Consider the following 15,492-nt stretch of genomic DNA (forward strand, 5'->3'; position numbering starts at 1 on the left):
GTGTCGATTCGATGGTTTGGCGATTTTTGACAGTCATTGCACGTCGTTTCGGTAATCTCGCGCTCAATAACGAACGATTGGACGCGGGCCGCGCCGACGAGAATGAACAAGAATGCGCATCGCCTGATTAGCCTTGATCATTGAAGGTTTGCGATAGTGTGAACACACCCCATGGCGTGTTCACACTACATAAATTTAAGGTTATGCTTCGGAGATGGAAATCTCCGAAGCCCAATTCAAACAGATCGAACATTGCTTGCCGCGACAGCGGGGTAATGTGAGCCTGTCGAACCTGCAAGTGCTCAACGCGATCTTCTATGTTGCCGAGCACGGGTGTAAATGGCGCGGCCTGCCGCCACGTTTTGGCCGCTGGCACACGATCTACACGCGCATGAACCGCTGGTCTCGCAACGGCGTACTGGACCGAGTATTCACGGAGTTGCAGCGCGCACAGATCATCCGCGTTCGCATTGAAGCGGTGTCGCTGGATAGCACGATCGTGAAGGTTCATTCTGACGGTACCGGTGCGTTAAAAAAAATGGACCCCAAGCCATCGGCAAGTCTCGCGGAGGATGGACAACCAAGATTCATATGGTTGCCGCGGATGCTCGAACAGCCATAACGTTCGCACTGTTTCCCGGTCAGGCCGGCGATGCGCCGCACGGCCGTGCACTGCTCGAACGCCTGGGGCCGCCGAATCGACCGCTGCATCTATTGATGGACAAGGCGTACGAAGGGAATGAAACCCGGCAACTCGCGCTCGCTCTCGGCTTTATCCCTGTCGTTCCTCCGTTGAGCACGCGCGTTGAGCCCTGGGAGTACGACCGGGAAATGTACAAACGTCGCAACGAAGTCGAGCGGTTGTTTCGGCGGTTGAAGGGCTTTCGTCGCATCTTCTCCGCTTCGACAAACTCGATTTGATGTTCATCGCCTTTATCAACTTTGCCCTGATCGTCGAAGCCCTACGCTAGTGTGAACACGCCCTAGCCAATCGAAGCCAAGCGCAATCGCAGCTATCCCTATGAGTCCGAGGACGATACTGTCGATGCCGAACGCAGCAGTCCTGCGCCAAAAGCCGGCGCCCGTCGTGCAGTCTATGTTGAACGCCGCTTTGTCGCCATGGCCTGTTTCAACCATAGTTTGATTCGAATTCGATGATATGGAGTGTCGACCGCCCGCCTCTTGCCGGCGACTGCCAATACGGTCCGGCGACAGTTTGCGAGGAACTCCTTTAACCGAGCCGTCTGATCGCTGCGCCGTTACAACGAAGTTAACCATCCGGGCAGGTGGACGGAGCGGACGTGCCATAAACGCGCAGCCTCGGAAAAAGAGCCGCCAGACCGGGGAAATCTGGCGGCTCAGGAGCACGTGGACATCACAACGCCGGATAGCAGTTGCAAGAATCAGCTTAGCGATAAAATCGGGCCGTGACTGTCATGTATTGTCACGTCAGCTCAAAAAGGCGCCCCAATCAACTGACAGTTTCAAAATTGACGGCACACGATACTTCGTGTGCTGCTGGCGCCCCGCCGTCGACCATCCTTGCAACTGGGAGATCATGCTCCAAAATTCTCTCGAGTGAAGCGACGTCGGGCTGGCGATCCAGACAGCGCTACTGCACATGAATTTCGACGCGTCGATTCCCCGCATCCGGCGTATCGCCACTCACGCTCGCCGGTTTATCCAGGCTGACGCGTGATCCGTCGATACCAGTCGCCAACAACCCGGCCTTGACGGATTCAGCACGCTTCCTTGCCAATTCGGCGTTCAGCGTCGGATCGCCGCTCGAGTCCGTGAAACCCGACACACTCACCCTCGACGAGGGGTTGTCCTTGAGATAGGTGAGCACGTCTTTCACCTTGTCGGTGAAATCGACAGGCAGGTCGGCTTTGCCGAAATCGAAGAAGACTTTCAGTGCGGGCTTGCCTTCCAGCATCCCGGCAATCACACCAGCACCCTTCGGGATCACGTCCGTCACAGCACTTGCCGCATCCTTCGCCATCGTCGTCGCGGTGCTTGACGCCGCGATCTCAGTCGGCTGTGCCGTGTTCGGCGTGCGCTTCATGCAGAACCCGAGCGACAGGAGTGCCAAAAGCGCGAGCAACAGCAAACCGAGCAGTGTCCATATCCGCGTACGGTTGTTTACATCATGTTTGGCGGCCACCGCAGCGCGATTGGTATTGCCTTCATTCGGACGGATCTCACCACCGAGCTGCTTGTTTTTCGCGCCGAGCCAGCCAGCAAGGCCGCCGAGTCCTAGGACACCAAGCAACTTTTCCGAGAGGCGCCCGTCCAAGTGCTGACTTTGAGTGTCCAGTACAGTGCCGAGTACCGATGGCTCGAGCGGCCCCATGCGGGTCGCCGCCTGTTTGATCGAAGCCAATACAAAGGGAATCACCATGCCGGTGAGCAGTGTGGCGTGCTTCGACGCAAGATTGGTGGCTTCGGCAAGTGCGGCGTTAAAACCCTCTGTATTCGCACCGAACAGAAGCTCCAGTTGCGACTTGCCAAGATCGATCAGCTTGTGCGTTGCAGCTCCGCCGGCGAACATGCCCGCGAGATCCTGCGTGAGCAGGCTTGGATCGACGTTCGGCATACTCAACACGCGCAGGAGTGAATCCACTCCATTTGCGGTCGTGCCAAACCGTACGACGGCACCCAGCAAGTTCGACAGGGCCACACCGACGCCGTTGACCACACTCGTCCGCGATTCGGTGAGAAAAGCCGGTGCCTGTTGTGCAATCGGTTCGGTGAGCAGTGATTCCAGCGATTGCAAAAGATTGATCGGAGCCATCCAGATATCCTCATCGTTAGATACAAGTCGCGCCGCAGGATCCGTTGACATTGCCAAATTGATGTCGGGACTCCGCATCGTTCGAAGTGTGTTCCGGTGCGAATCTACCGGTATCGGAAATTTTCGACTGTCAAAGATTGCTAAGGCATCCGTACTCGCCATGTCGAACAATTCAGTAAAACAAATGAATCGGCGTCGCTGTTGAGAGCGGGCAACGTAAGCGTTGCCAACGCTGCGCAACTCAGTTCTGCAAAATAATTGACGATCATTGACACTGCGGGCAACCCGCATCGATCCCGGATTAAAATGCTGCATACCCGAAGATCCATGCGTCCGGCTTGTACCGGAAATCGCCGATCTGGTGATGACCTGCCGAGAGTGGGACGATACTCGTAGCTTTTGCGGCTCGTCCAGCGAGCTGCGGTTGGAGACGAGAACACACATGCAGATGAGCAATGACATCGTGTCGGCCGTATCGGGCCGATTTTCCGCCTGGCTTATCCGATTGGGATGGGGCGCGCTGTTCGCGAGCGGTGGTGTGTGTGGCTCGGTGATCGGGGTGTGGTTAGCGTTGGGGAGAATGCTGCGGTGGCCGTGAGTTCGACTCCCTCGTATGGGGCTGTGCTCGACAGTTTGCGACATGCTTGTCGTCGCCAAGTGGTGCGGTATCGGCATGGCCCGTTGTTCGACGTCCTTGCGCAGATCGGGTTGATCGTCTGGGTCCGCCAGCCGACTCGACTGTCGCAGCAGGTATCGGAACGGTCTCGGTACGTGCCCCCGCCGATCGAAACCGCCGAGTTGACGGCGCTCGGTCGCGCGGCGCTTGACCGGCTTGACGTGCTCGAGGCCACGACCCTATGGGAGACGTTGCGTACCCGGCCGTACGGCGCACGCGATCACCAAGGCACGTCTTGAGCCGCCCGCAGCCCGACCTGACTGCGGCGCCGCTATGACGGCCTGTGGATCATTGTTCCCGTCGCCGAGGGGCGACCGAGGACATTGGCGCTCGTCGAGAGGGGTAGGGTGCCTCCCACGGCATCAACACGGCGCGCTCACCGGCAAAAGTTTCTGGCCGGCACCCCGGGAACTACGCCGTAATACGTCGCCGTAGGCAAGTCCCGTCTCTGCGAAGTTTCATTGGAATCCAGTCAAGTTTTGTCAGTGCGCGATCGGATTGATTCTCGCCACTGCTGCAACTACGATGATTACATCGAGAATCGGGATCAATCGAGGCCGCTACAGTCTGGTGTCAAGTGCTGGAGTGTGGCGCTCGAGCGAACCAAGGCACAAATCCGCGCGCGGGTCGAACATCCGTTTCATGTCGTCAAGAACCTGTTCCGTCATCGCAAGGTGCGCTACAAGGGGCTACTCAAGAACACGGCGCAACGGTTCAGTCTGTTTGCCTTTAGGTAGATTTTAGGGCCTATTTCTTCGCACGACGGAACTGTTCCGATCGACGAGAGGGCAGGGCTCTGCCGAGGCATCACCGAACTCGCCGCCCCCGTCACAGCATGACCCCATACACCTCCCTCGCCGCCGCCCGAATCGCATCCGCCATCACCTCGACGGCCGGCGAATGCAGCCGGTCGGTGCGCGTGATGATCCCGAAATCGTCCATCCGGCAATCCATCTCCAGCGGCAGCACCGAGACGATCCCGTGTCGCGCGTAGTACAGCGCGACATCTTCCGCGAGCACCGCGATCATGTCGCTCTGCTCGATCAGCTGCGTGATGAACAGCAGCGCGGCCGTCTCGACGACGTTCGCGGGCGGCGCCAGGCTCGCGCGCTGGAACACGAGCTCGAAGCGGTGGCGAAGCACGCTGCCGGCCGGCGGCATCACCCACGCGGCGCGCTGCACGTCGGCGAGCGACAGCGGCGCCTGCGCGAGCAGCGGATGGCCGGGCCGCACGACCGCGGCAACCGGCTCGCCGGTCAGCGGCTCGTAGCGCAGGTGCAGCTTGTCGTGCTCGGCGGACAGCCGGCCGAGCACGATGTCGAGCTTGTCCTGCGCGAGGTGTTCGAGCAGCGCATTACTCGTGTCGATCGCGACGGACACGCGCACGTTCGCATGCGTGCCCTTCACCGCGGCGACGGCCGGCGGCACGAGCCGCAGCCCCGGCGACGTGATCGCGCCCACCGCCACGTGCCCGAGATGGCCGGCCTTCAGCGCGGCCAGTTCCTCGCGCGCCTGGTCGAGGCTGCCGAGCGCCGCGCGCGCGTGGCGGATCAGCACGTCGCCATACAGCGTCGGCCGCATCCCGCGCGGCAGGCGCTCGAACAGCACCGCGCCGATCGATTCCTCGAGCTCGCGCAGCAGCTTCGACGCGGCCGGCTGCGTCATGTTCAGCGCGGCCGCCGCGCGGTGAATGCTGCCTTCGTCGGCGAGCGCGACGAGCAGCAGGAGCTGGCGGGTCTTCAGGCGGTTGCGGTTTCCCCACGGGCTGGCTTCTTGCATCGTACGGGTTTATATCGATATCGGAATCGATATCGTAATCGCCTAAAACGTCATTAGCCAGTTATCAAAATTCTGCCTAGACTGCGCCGGTATCCCGTCACCACAGGACTGACGATGTCGGCAACAAAACCCAGGCTGCGCTCCACCCAATGGTTCGGCACGAACGACAAGAATGGCTTCATGTACCGGAGCTGGATGAAGAACCAGGGCATCCCCGATCACGAGTTCGACGGCCGGCCGATCATCGGCATCTGCAACACGTGGTCCGAACTGACGCCGTGCAATGCGCACTTCCGCAAGCTCGCCGAGCACGTGAAGCGCGGGATCTCGGAAGCCGGCGGCTTCCCGGTCGAGTTCCCGGTGTTCTCGAACGGCGAATCGAACCTGCGGCCGTCGGCGATGCTCACGCGCAATCTCGCGTCGATGGACGTCGAGGAAGCGATCCGCGGCAACCCGATCGACGCGGTCGTGCTGCTCGCCGGCTGCGACAAGACGACCCCGGCGCTGCTGATGGGCGCGGCGAGCTGCGACGTGCCGGCGATCGTCGTGTCGGGCGGGCCGATGCTGAACGGCAAGCTCGAAGGCAAGAACATCGGCTCGGGCACGGCCGTGTGGCAGTTGCATGAATCGCTGAAGGCGGGCGAGATCGACCTGCACCACTTCCTGTCGGCCGAGGCCGGGATGTCGCGCTCGGCCGGCACCTGCAACACGATGGGCACCGCGTCGACGATGGCGTGCATGGCCGAGGCGCTCGGCGTCGCGCTGCCGCACAACGCCGCTATTCCGGCCGTCGATTCGCGCCGCTACGTGCTCGCGCACATGTCCGGCATCCGCATCGTCGAGATGGCGCTCGAAGGGCTCGTGCTGTCGAAGGTCCTGACGCGCGCCGCGTTCGAGAACGCGATCCGCGCGAATGCGGCGATCGGCGGCTCGACCAACGCGGTGATCCACCTGAAGGCGATCGCGGGCCGCATCGGCGTGCCGCTCGAGCTGGAGGACTGGATGCGCATCGGCCGCGACACGCCGACGATCGTCGACCTGATGCCGTCCGGGCGCTTCCTGATGGAGGAGTTCTATTACGCGGGCGGGCTGCCGGCCGTGCTGCGCCGGCTCGGCGAAGGCGGGCTGCTGCCGCACCCGGACGCGCTGACGGTCAACGGCAAGTCGCTGTGGGACAACGTGCGCGAAGCGCCGAACTACGACGACGAGGTGATCCGTCCGCTCGACCGGCCGCTGATCGCGGACGGCGGCATCTGCATCCTGCGCGGCAATCTCGCGCCGCGCGGCGCGGTCCTGAAGCCGTCGGCGGCGAGCCCCGAGCTGCTGAAGCATCGCGGCCGCGCGGTGGTGTTCGAGAATCTCGATCACTACAAGGCGACGATCAACGACGAAGCGCTCGACGTCGATGCCAGCTCGGTGCTGGTGCTGAAGAACTGCGGGCCGCGCGGGTATCCGGGGATGGCCGAGGTCGGCAACATGGGGCTGCCGCCGAAGCTGCTGCGCCAGGGCGTCAAGGACATGGTGCGGATCTCGGATGCGCGGATGAGCGGCACGGCTTACGGCACGGTGGTGCTGCACGTCGCGCCGGAAGCCGCCGCGGGCGGGCCGCTGGCCGCCGTGCGCAACGGCGACTGGATCGAACTCGACTGCGATGCCGGCACGCTGCACCTGGACATTACGGACGACGAACTGCAGCGCCGCCTGTCGGACGTCGATCCGACCGCGGCGCCCGGCGTGGCCGGCCAGCTCGGCAAGGGCGGCTACGCGCGGCTGTACATCGATCACGTGCTGCAGGCCGACGAGGGGTGCGACCTCGACTTCCTGGTCGGCATGCGCGGTGCCGACGTGCCGAGTCATTCGCATTGAGCGGCAGGCGGGCGCGGGCGATGGCCCGCGCGACGCGAAGTGGCGATACGAAACCGTGAACGCTTGATGGCCTCGCCTCGAGGCCGACGCAGGACCGAACCATGACATCGAGCAGCACGCCGCGTTATCGCGGCATCTTTCCCGTCGTCCCGACGACGTTTTCCGACACCGGCGAGCTCGACCTCGCGAGCCAGAAGCGCGCGGTCGACTTCATGATCGACGCGGGCTCCGACGGCTTGTGCATCCTCGCGAACTTCTCCGAGCAATTCGCGATCACCGACGACGAACGCGACGTGCTCACGCGCACGATCCTCGAACACGTCGCCGGCCGCGTGCCGGTGATCGTCACGACGTCGCACTACGGCACGCAGGTGTGCGCCGCGCGCAGCCTGCGCGCGCAGCAGCTCGGCGCGTCGATGGTGATGGCGATGCCGCCGTATCACGGCGCGACGTTCCGCGTGCCCGAAGCGCAGATCTTCGACTTCTTCGCGCGCGTGTCGGACGCGATCGACATCCCGATCATGATCCAGGACGCGCCGGCGAGCGGCACCGCGTTGTCCGCGCCGTTCCTTGCGCGGATGGCGCGCGAGATCGAGCAGGTCGCGTACTTCAAGATCGAGACGCCCGGCGCGGCGAACAAGCTGCGCGAGTTGATCCGGCTCGGCGGCGACGCGATCGAAGGGCCGTGGGACGGCGAGGAAGCGATCACGCTGCTCGCCGACCTGCATGCCGGCGCGACCGGCGCGATGACGGGCGGCGGGTTTCCGGACGGCATCCGGCCGATCCTCGAAGCCTTCCGCGAAGGGCGGCACGACGATGCGTTCGCGCGCTATCAGGCGTGGCTGCCGCTGATCAATCACGAGAACCGCCAGTCCGGGATCCTCACCGCGAAGGCGCTGATGCGCGAAGGCGGCGTGATCGCGTGCGAGCGGCCGCGGCATCCGATGCCGGAACTGCATCCGGACACGCGCGCGGAGCTGATCGCGATCGCGCGCCGGCTCGATCCGCTCGTGCTGCGCTGGGCGCACTGAGCAAGTGGCGAAGGAGGAACGCAGATGAGCAACGTGATTTCGCTGGGCGTGATCGGGATCGGCAAGATCGCGCGCGACCAGCACCTGCCGGCGATCGCCGCCGAACCGGGTTTCGTGCTGACCGCGTGCGCGAGCCGTCACGCGGAAGTCAGCGGCGTGCGCAATTATCAGGACCTGCGCGCGCTGCTGGCCGCCGAGCCCGAACTCGACGCGGTGTCGCTGTGCGCGCCGCCGCAGGTGCGCTACGCGCAGGCGCGCGCCGCGCTCGAAGCCGGCAAGCACGTGATGCTCGAGAAGCCGCCGGGCGCGACGCTCGGCGAAGTGGCCGCGCTCGACGCGCTCGCGCGCGAACGCGGCCTCACGCTGTTCGCGACCTGGCATTCGCGCTGCGCGAGCGCGGTGGAACCGGCGCGCGCATGGCTCGCGACGCGCACGATCCGCGCGGTGCAGGTGCGCTGGAAGGAAGATGTGCGGCGCTGGCATCCGGGCCAGCAGTGGATCTGGGAACCCGGCGGCCTCGGCGTGTTCGATCCCGGCATCAACGCGTTGTCGATCGTCACGCGGATCCTGCCGCGCGAACTCGTGTTGCGCGAGGCGACGCTCTACGTGCCGAGCGACGCGCAGATGCCGATCGCCGCCGAACTCGATTGCGCCGATACGGAAGGCGTGCCCGTGCGCGCGGAATTCGACTGGCGGCACGGCCCGGTCGAGCAATGGGAGATCGCGGTCGACACGTCGGACGGCGTGCTCGCGATCAGCCGCGGCGGCGCGCAATTGTCGATCGGCGGCGAGCCGGTCGAGATCGGGCCGCAGCGCGAGTATCCGGCGCTGTATGCGCAGTTCCGCGCGCTGATCGCGCGCGGCGAAAGCGACGTCGACGTGCGGCCGTTGCGGCTCGTCGCCGATGCGTTTCTGTTCGGGCGGCGCGTCGGGACCGACGCGTTCGGCCGCTGACACCGTGCCGGCGCGCGCCATCGCGAGCGCGACCGCGCACGACGGTAGTTGAAGACCCAAGCCAATACAAGGAGACACCGCATGAACCGCACGATTCGCCGACACACCCTGCGCGCGCTGCTGGCCGCGCTTTGCATTGCGCCGCTCGGGATGCACGGCGCGGCGCACGCCGACGCGCCGCTGAAGATCGGCTTCCTGGTGAAGATGCCCGAGCAGGCATGGTTCATCAACGAGCAGAACGCGGCGTCCGCGCTGGGCCAGAAGGAAAACTTCTCGGTCGTGAAGATCGGCACGCCGGACGGCGAGAAGGTGCTGGCCGCGATCGACAACCTCAACTCGCAAGGCGCGCAGGGCTTCGTGATCTGCGCGCCCGACGTGCGCCTCGGGCCGGCGATCGCCGCGCGCGCGAAGCGCTACAACATGAAGTTCGTGACGGTCGACGACCAGCTCGTCGACTCGACCGGCAAGCCGCTCACGAACGTGCCGCACCTCGGGATGTCGGCGACCAAGATCGGCAACCAGGTCGGCCAGGCGATCGCCGACGAGATGAAGCGGCGCGGCTGGAAGCCCGAGGAAGTCGGCGCGCTGCGCATCACCAACTACGAGCTGCCGACGGCGAAGCTGCGCACCGACGGCGCGACGCAGGCGCTGCTCGCGAACGGCTTTCGCAAGGAGAACATCTTCGACGCGCCGCAGAAGACGACCGACGACAGCGGCGGCCTCGAGGCGGCCTTCCCGGTGCTCTCGCGCCATCCGAACGTGAAGAAATGGGTGGTCTTCGCGCTGAACGAGGAAACCGTGCTCGGCGCGGTGCGCGCGACCGAACAGCTGCACATCCCGGCGGCCGACGTGATCGGCGTCGGCATCAACGGCGCGGGCGAGGCGTTCGCCGAATTCCAGAAGAAGGAACCGACCGGCTTCTACGGAACGATCGCGGTCAGCTCGACGAACCACGGCAAGGACAGCACGCAGAACCTCGTCGACTGGATCCGTAACGGCAAGACGCCGCCCGCCGACACGCAGACGAGCGGCAAGCTGATGACGCGCACGAACTGGCAGGCCGTGCGCACCGAGCTCGGCATCTGAGCGTGCGGGGCGACGACGCGATGACGATGCAGACGATGACGGCCGTGTCCGACCACGACGACGCGGCCACGTCCGGCGATGCGCTGCTCGCGCTCGACGGCATCACCGTGACGTTCCCGGGCGTGCGCGCGCTCGACGGCGTGTCGCTGTCGGTGCGCGCGGGCGAAGTGCACGGGCTGATGGGCGAGAACGGCGCGGGCAAGTCGACGCTGCTGAAGGTGCTGTCCGGCGTCAACCAGCCGCAGGCCGGCACGCTGACGCTGAACGGCACGGTGCAGCGCTTCGCGTCGACGCGCGCCGCGCTCGAGGCCGGCATCGCGATCATCTACCAGGAGCTGCATCTGGTGCCCGAGCTGACGGTCGCGGAGAACTTGATGCTCGGCCAGTTGCCGAGCCGGCTCGGCGTGGTCGACGAACGTGCGCTTGCGGTGCGCGCGCTCGATGCGCTCGAGCGGCTCGGCGAGCATATCGATCCGGACATTCCGGTGAAGTATCTGTCGATCGGCCAGCGCCAGATGATCGAGATCGGCAAGGCGCTGATGCGCGACGCGCGCGTGATCGCATTCGACGAACCGACCAGCTCGCTGTCCGCGCGCGAGACCACGCAGCTGTTCCGCATCATCCGTTCGCTGCGGGCGGAAGGCCGCGCGATCATCTACGTCACGCACCGGATGGAGGAAGTCGACGCGCTGTGCGACCGCGTGACGGTATTCCGCGACGGCCGTCGGATCGAGACGTTCGAATCCGTCGCCGATCTCGACCGGGACCGGCTGATCGGCTGCATGGTCGGCCGCTCGATCGAGGACGTGTACGGCTACCGGCCGCGCACGGCCGGCGACGTGCTGATCGAGGCGAAGGGGCTGATGGGGCCCGGCCTGTCCGAGCCGGTGTCGTTCGCGGCGCGGCGCGGCGAGATCGTCGGCTTCTTCGGGCTCGTCGGCGCGGGGCGTTCGGAGCTGATGAAGCTGCTGTACGGCGCGGCGCGCCCGAGCGGCGGGCACGTCGAGCTGGGCGGCAAGCGCGTCGCGTTCGCGAGCCCGCGCGACGCGGTGCGTGCCGGCATCGCACTGTGCCCGGAGGACCGCAAGCAGGAAGGCATCGTCGCGATCGCATCGGTCGCCGACAACCTGAACATCAGCGCGCGCCGCCATTTCAGCCCGGCGCGCGTGCTGCTCGACGCGCGGCGCGAACGCGAACTCGCGCAACGCTACATCGAGCGGCTCGCGATCAAGACCCGCGACGGCGAGACGCCGATCGGCGCGCTGTCGGGCGGCAACCAGCAGAAGGTCGTGCTCGCGCGCTGGCTGGCCGAGCGCATCGACGTGTTCCTGATGGACGAGCCGACGCGCGGCATCGACGTCGGCGCGCGCGCGGAAATCTACAACCTGTTCTACGAGCTCGCGGAAGCGGGCCGCACGGTGATCATCGTGTCGAGCGACCTGGCCGAGGTGATCGGCGTGTCGGACCGCATCGTCGTGATGAAGGAAGGGCGGATCGCGGGCGAGATCGCGAAGGCGCAGGCGACGCCCGATGCGCTGATCAAGCTCGCGCTGCCGCGCTAGCGCAGTCAACCGGAAAGCAACCGATATGAGCCAGGCAATGCAACCCCAACGTACTTCCCCGTCCCCGGATGCCGCGGCCGCGCCCGCGCGAGCGCGCGGCGGCGTGTGGCAACTGATCAACCGCTCCGGCATCGTGATGGTGTTCCTCGTGCTGTTCGCGACGCTGTCGCTGACCGTGCCGGACTTCCTCACGCCGCGCAACATCCAGGGCCTGCTGCTGTCGGTCACGCTGATCGGCTCGATCGCGGTGACGATGATGTTCGTGCTCGCGCTCGGCGAAGTCGACCTGTCGGTCGCGTCGATCGTCGCGTTCTCGGGCGTCGTCGCGTCGACGCTGATCACCGCGACGCACAGCGTCGTGCTCGGTATCGCGGCCGGCGTGCTCGCGGGCGGCGCGGTCGGGCTCGTCAACGGCGTGCTGATCGCGCGCTGGCGGATCAATTCGCTGATCGTCACGCTCGCGATGATGGAAGTCGTGCGCGGGCTCGCGTTCATCACGTCGAACGGCGACGCGGTGATGATTTCCGAGGAGCGCTTCTTCGATCTCGGCGGCGGGTCGTTCCTCGGCATTTCGTATCCGATCTGGAGCAACATCGTCGGCTTCGTCGTGTTCGGCTTCCTCCTGCGCAAGACCGTGTTCGGCAAGAACGTGCTGGCCGTCGGCGGCAACGGCGAGGCCGCGCTGCTCGCGGGGCTGCCGGTGATGCGCATCAAGATCGCGGTGTTCGTGCTGCAGGGGCTCGTGACCGGCTTCGCCGGCGTGATGCTCGCGTCGCGGATGAGCCTCGGCGATCCGAAGACGTCGGTCGGCCTCGAACTCGGCGTGATCTCCGCGTGCGTGCTCGGCGGCGTGTCGCTGACGGGCGGCGTCGCGACGATTTCCGGCGTGCTGGTCGGCGTGCTGATCATGGGTTCCGTGCAGGACGCGATGAGCCTGCTGAACGTGCCGACCTTTTACCAATATCTGATACGCGGCGGAATTCTGTTGCTCGCGGTGCTGTTCGACCAGTATCGTCGCAACCAGCGGCGCGCGATGAAGATCTGACCCTGACGAACGCGCGTCCGCCCGCGAAGGCGACAGATATCGGGAGACGGCATGCAACAGATTGATCCGGGCGCGGCGGCGCTGCTCGTCGACAGCCGCAACACGCTCGGCGAAGGCGCGACGTGGTGCGACGCGACGCACGCGCTGTACTGGACGGACATCGAAGGCGCGCGGCTGTGGCGCTGCCGCGCGGACGGCTCGGACCTCGCGCAGTGGCCGATGCCGGAGCGGCTCGCGTGCTTCGCGCTGACGCACGAGCCGCATGTGCTGCTCGTCGGGCTCGCGACGCATTTCGCGTTCTTCGATCTGCGCAGCGGCGAATTCACGCGGATCGTCGACGTCGAACCCGATCTGCCGACGCGGCTGAACGACGGCCGCTGCGATCCGTTCGGCGCGTTCGTGTTCGGGATGAAGGACGAAGGCGGCGACCCGCCGCGCGCGGTCGGCGGCTTCTACCGGCTCAATCCGGACCTCACGCTCGAACGGCTTGCATTGCCGGCGGCGGCGATCGCGAACAGCATCGCGTTCTCGCCGGACGGCACGAAGATGACGTTCTGCGATTCGATGGTGCGCGAGATTTTCGTCTGCGATTACCGCGCGGGCGGCGACGTGGCCAACGCGCGGCCGTTCGCGCGACTGACCGATGCGGACGGCGACCCGGACGGCTCGACGATGGATCGCGACGGCGGGCTGTGGAACGCGCAGTGGGGCGGCCGGCGCGTGGTGCGCTACGGGCCGGACGGCGTCGAGACGGACCGCGTGACCGTGCCGACCGCGCAGCCGAGCTGCGTGACGCTCGACGGCGAAGGCCGGCTGTACGTGACGAGCGCGCGCGTCGGGTTGAGCGACGACGCGCTGGCGAGCGATGCGCACGCCGGCGGCGTATTCGTCGCCCGGACGCGCTACACGGGGCTGCCGACCGCAAGATTCGCGGGGGCGCCGCGCGGCTGACCGCGTGTCGGATCCCGTTCATGGGATGCGTCCGACGCAGCGAGCCAGGCGATCCGGCGCGCGGTCGGCCGCGCATGCACGCGCGCACGGAGGCGATCCGGCGTGCCGGAACACGCCGTTCGCTCCCCGACGTGCTGGTAAGATGGCCCGCAATTCCATCCTGCCCGCACCATGAGTTCCGCACCGACCAAGCCCGCGAACCCGAAAAACGCCGCGAAGAACGCCGCCCGCGCGACGGGCGACAAGCAGAAGGCCCGCGTGCCGCAGCGCCTGACCTATGTGGTCGGCAGTCTCGAACGGCTGCTGCGCCGCCACATGACCGACGCGCTCGCGCCGCTCGGCATCACGCTCGCGCAATACACGGCGCTGTCGGTGCTCGAGGCTCGCGGCGCGTCGTCGAACGCGCAACTCGCGGAACGCTCGTTCATCACGCCGCAATCGGCGAACGAGGTGATGAGCGTGATGGCCGCCCGCGGTTTCGTCACGCGCGAAGCCGACCCGTCGCACGGCCGCATCATCCTGCTGACGCTGACCGACGAAGGCGCGGCGATGCTGCGCGAATGCGAAGCCGTGCTGCGTCCGCTCGAGACGCGGATGCTCGGCGACGTCTCCATCGACGACGCCACGCACGTGCAGCGCACGCTCGAACTGTTCGCGCGCAACCTGCGCCGCTGACCCTTTCCCGAACCTTCACGACACGGGCCCGTGCGGCCCGTGTTCGCGTTCCCGCCTGCTCGCCGGTCGCCTGACCGTTCCCCGATTCCAGCGTCGCCGCCGCTTTCCGCTCCGGGTTTACACCGGCGCTCGTGCCGCTTGCAATATCAGGTAGCCTGATATTAAATGAAGCCGTCCGCAGCAGGAATGCTGCGCACCGAATCGCACAGGAACGAACGACAGGAACAGACATGAGCAAGTACGACAACCGCTGGCAGACCGTTGAAGTGAAAGTGGAGGCCGGCATCGCGTGGGTCACGCTGAATCGCCCCGAGAAGCGCAACGCAATGAGCCCGACGCTGAACCGGGAGATGCTGGAGGTCCTCGACGCGGTCGAATTCGACGACGAGGCGAAGGTGCTGGTGCTGACCGGCGCGGGCGCCGCGTGGACGGCCGGCATGGATCTGAAGGAATATTTCCGCGAGATCGACGGCGGCTCCGACGCGCTGCAGGAAAAGGTGCGGCGCGACGCGTCGGAATGGCAGTGGCGCCGCCTGCGGATGTACAACAAGCCGACGATCGCGATGGTGAACGGCTGGTGTTTCGGCGGCGGCTTCTCGCCGCTCGTCGCGTGCGACCTCGCGATCGCGGCGGACGAAGCGGTGTTCGGGCTGTCCGAAATCAACTGGGGCATCCCGCCGGGCAACCTCGTCAGCAAGGCGATGGCGGACACGGTCGGGCATCGTCGCGCACTGCACTACATCATGACCGGCGACACGTTCACCGGTGTCGAGGCAGCCGAAATGGGCCTCGTGAACAGCAGCGTGCCGCTGGCCGGCCTGCGCGACGCGACGATCGCGCTCGCCGCGCGGCTGATGGACAAGAACCCGGTCGTGCTGCGCGCGGCGAAGCACGGCTTCAAGCGTTCGCGCGAACTCACGTGGGAGCAGTGCGAGGATTACCTGTATGCGAAGCTCGACCAGGCGCAGCTGCGCGATCCGGAGCGCGGCCGCGAGCAGGGGCTGAAGCAGTTCCTCGACGACAAGACGATCAAGCCGGGCCTGCAGGCATACAAGCGCTGATACAAGCGCCGA

The 15,492-nt window shown here is 65.7% G+C and carries 13 protein-coding genes and 1 pseudogene; 12 read left to right on the top strand and 2 right to left on the bottom strand.

Annotated features, from left to right (window positions below):
- Positions 1–214 precede the first annotated feature (214 nt).
- A pseudogene (locus ACV22V_RS19465) lies at positions 215–971 on the top strand (IS5 family transposase).
- Positions 972–1,612: 641 nt separating this feature from the next.
- Here the strand turns inward: ACV22V_RS19465 and ACV22V_RS19470 are convergent.
- Positions 1,613–2,794: a DUF937 domain-containing protein gene (locus ACV22V_RS19470; protein ID WP_448015164.1), complete on the bottom strand. Its 1,182-nt coding sequence runs from the start codon at positions 2,792–2,794 to the stop codon at positions 1,613–1,615.
- Between the two features lie 442 nt (positions 2,795–3,236).
- Here ACV22V_RS19470 and ACV22V_RS19475 point away from each other — a divergent pair, with 442 nt between their 5' ends.
- Together ACV22V_RS19475 and ACV22V_RS19480 are read left to right on the top strand one after the other, a co-directional pair.
- Positions 3,237–3,392 (top strand): hypothetical protein, encoded by a 156-nt coding sequence (locus ACV22V_RS19475; protein ID WP_448015166.1) that lies wholly within the window; start codon positions 3,237–3,239, stop codon positions 3,390–3,392.
- 563 nt (positions 3,393–3,955) lie between these two features.
- Complete coding sequence (locus tag ACV22V_RS19480) at positions 3,956–4,207, top strand: transposase (RefSeq protein ID WP_448015318.1); 252 nt, start codon at positions 3,956–3,958, stop codon at positions 4,205–4,207.
- 91 nt (positions 4,208–4,298) lie between these two features.
- Here ACV22V_RS19480 and ACV22V_RS19485 read toward each other — a convergent pair whose 3' ends face one another.
- A complete protein-coding gene (locus ACV22V_RS19485) occupies positions 4,299–5,249 on the bottom strand; it encodes a LysR substrate-binding domain-containing protein (RefSeq protein WP_448015167.1) in 951 nt (316 codons plus the stop codon).
- Positions 5,250–5,363: 114 nt separating this feature from the next.
- On the opposite strand from ACV22V_RS19485, the gene ACV22V_RS19490 reads away from it, so the two are divergent.
- The 9 genes from ACV22V_RS19490 to ACV22V_RS19530 all read left to right on the top strand — a co-directional run bounded on the left by ACV22V_RS19490 (position 5,364) and on the right by ACV22V_RS19530 (position 15,480).
- A complete protein-coding gene (locus ACV22V_RS19490; RefSeq protein ID WP_059528963.1) occupies positions 5,364–7,115 on the top strand; it encodes an IlvD/Edd family dehydratase in 1,752 nt (583 codons plus the stop codon).
- 101 nt (positions 7,116–7,216) lie between these two features.
- Entirely contained in the window at positions 7,217–8,146 is a 930-nt protein-coding gene (locus ACV22V_RS19495) for a dihydrodipicolinate synthase family protein (protein WP_059528961.1), read from the top strand.
- Between the two features lie 24 nt (positions 8,147–8,170).
- Positions 8,171–9,100, top strand: coding sequence for a Gfo/Idh/MocA family protein (locus tag ACV22V_RS19500; RefSeq protein ID WP_059689236.1), 930 nt, complete (start codon positions 8,171–8,173; stop codon positions 9,098–9,100).
- Between the two features lie 81 nt (positions 9,101–9,181).
- A complete protein-coding gene (locus tag ACV22V_RS19505) occupies positions 9,182–10,186 on the top strand; it encodes an arabinose ABC transporter substrate-binding protein (protein ID WP_059689237.1) in 1,005 nt (334 codons plus the stop codon).
- Between the two features lie 20 nt (positions 10,187–10,206).
- Positions 10,207–11,748 (top strand): L-arabinose ABC transporter ATP-binding protein AraG, encoded by a 1,542-nt coding sequence (gene araG, locus ACV22V_RS19510; RefSeq protein WP_059529121.1) that lies wholly within the window; start codon positions 10,207–10,209, stop codon positions 11,746–11,748.
- A 25-nt stretch (positions 11,749–11,773) separates the two neighbouring features.
- Positions 11,774–12,793: an L-arabinose ABC transporter permease AraH gene (araH, locus tag ACV22V_RS19515; protein WP_044847378.1), complete on the top strand. Its 1,020-nt coding sequence runs from the start codon at positions 11,774–11,776 to the stop codon at positions 12,791–12,793.
- A 51-nt stretch (positions 12,794–12,844) separates the two neighbouring features.
- A complete protein-coding gene (locus tag ACV22V_RS19520; protein ID WP_448015170.1) occupies positions 12,845–13,744 on the top strand; it encodes an SMP-30/gluconolactonase/LRE family protein in 900 nt (299 codons plus the stop codon).
- Between the two features lie 171 nt (positions 13,745–13,915).
- Complete coding sequence (locus ACV22V_RS19525; RefSeq protein ID WP_059698158.1) at positions 13,916–14,419, top strand: MarR family winged helix-turn-helix transcriptional regulator; 504 nt, start codon at positions 13,916–13,918, stop codon at positions 14,417–14,419.
- Between the two features lie 230 nt (positions 14,420–14,649).
- Positions 14,650–15,480: a p-hydroxycinnamoyl CoA hydratase/lyase gene (locus tag ACV22V_RS19530; protein ID WP_059448873.1), complete on the top strand. Its 831-nt coding sequence runs from the start codon at positions 14,650–14,652 to the stop codon at positions 15,478–15,480.
- Positions 15,481–15,492: the final 12 nt, after the last annotated feature.

This window comes from Burkholderia sp. AW33-5 (assembly GCF_053427615.1).

Coding starts and splice junctions, on each gene's coding strand:
- ACV22V_RS19520 (WP_448015170.1), top strand. CDS start 12,845: ATGCAACAGATTGATCCGGGCGCGGCGGCGCTGCTCGTCGACAGCCGC.
- ACV22V_RS19530 (WP_059448873.1), top strand. CDS start 14,650: ATGAGCAAGTACGACAACCGCTGGCAGACCGTTGAAGTGAAAGTGGAG.
- araH (WP_044847378.1), top strand. CDS start 11,774: ATGAGCCAGGCAATGCAACCCCAACGTACTTCCCCGTCCCCGGATGCC.
- araG (WP_059529121.1), top strand. CDS start 10,207: ATGACGATGCAGACGATGACGGCCGTGTCCGACCACGACGACGCGGCC.
- ACV22V_RS19475 (WP_448015166.1), top strand. CDS start 3,237: ATGCAGATGAGCAATGACATCGTGTCGGCCGTATCGGGCCGATTTTCC.
- ACV22V_RS19470 (WP_448015164.1), bottom strand. CDS start 2,794: ATGGCTCCGATCAATCTTTTGCAATCGCTGGAATCACTGCTCACCGAA.
- ACV22V_RS19505 (WP_059689237.1), top strand. CDS start 9,182: ATGAACCGCACGATTCGCCGACACACCCTGCGCGCGCTGCTGGCCGCG.
- ACV22V_RS19485 (WP_448015167.1), bottom strand. CDS start 5,249: ATGCAAGAAGCCAGCCCGTGGGGAAACCGCAACCGCCTGAAGACCCGC.
- ACV22V_RS19525 (WP_059698158.1), top strand. CDS start 13,916: ATGAGTTCCGCACCGACCAAGCCCGCGAACCCGAAAAACGCCGCGAAG.
- ACV22V_RS19495 (WP_059528961.1), top strand. CDS start 7,217: ATGACATCGAGCAGCACGCCGCGTTATCGCGGCATCTTTCCCGTCGTC.
- ACV22V_RS19490 (WP_059528963.1), top strand. CDS start 5,364: ATGTCGGCAACAAAACCCAGGCTGCGCTCCACCCAATGGTTCGGCACG.
- ACV22V_RS19500 (WP_059689236.1), top strand. CDS start 8,171: ATGAGCAACGTGATTTCGCTGGGCGTGATCGGGATCGGCAAGATCGCG.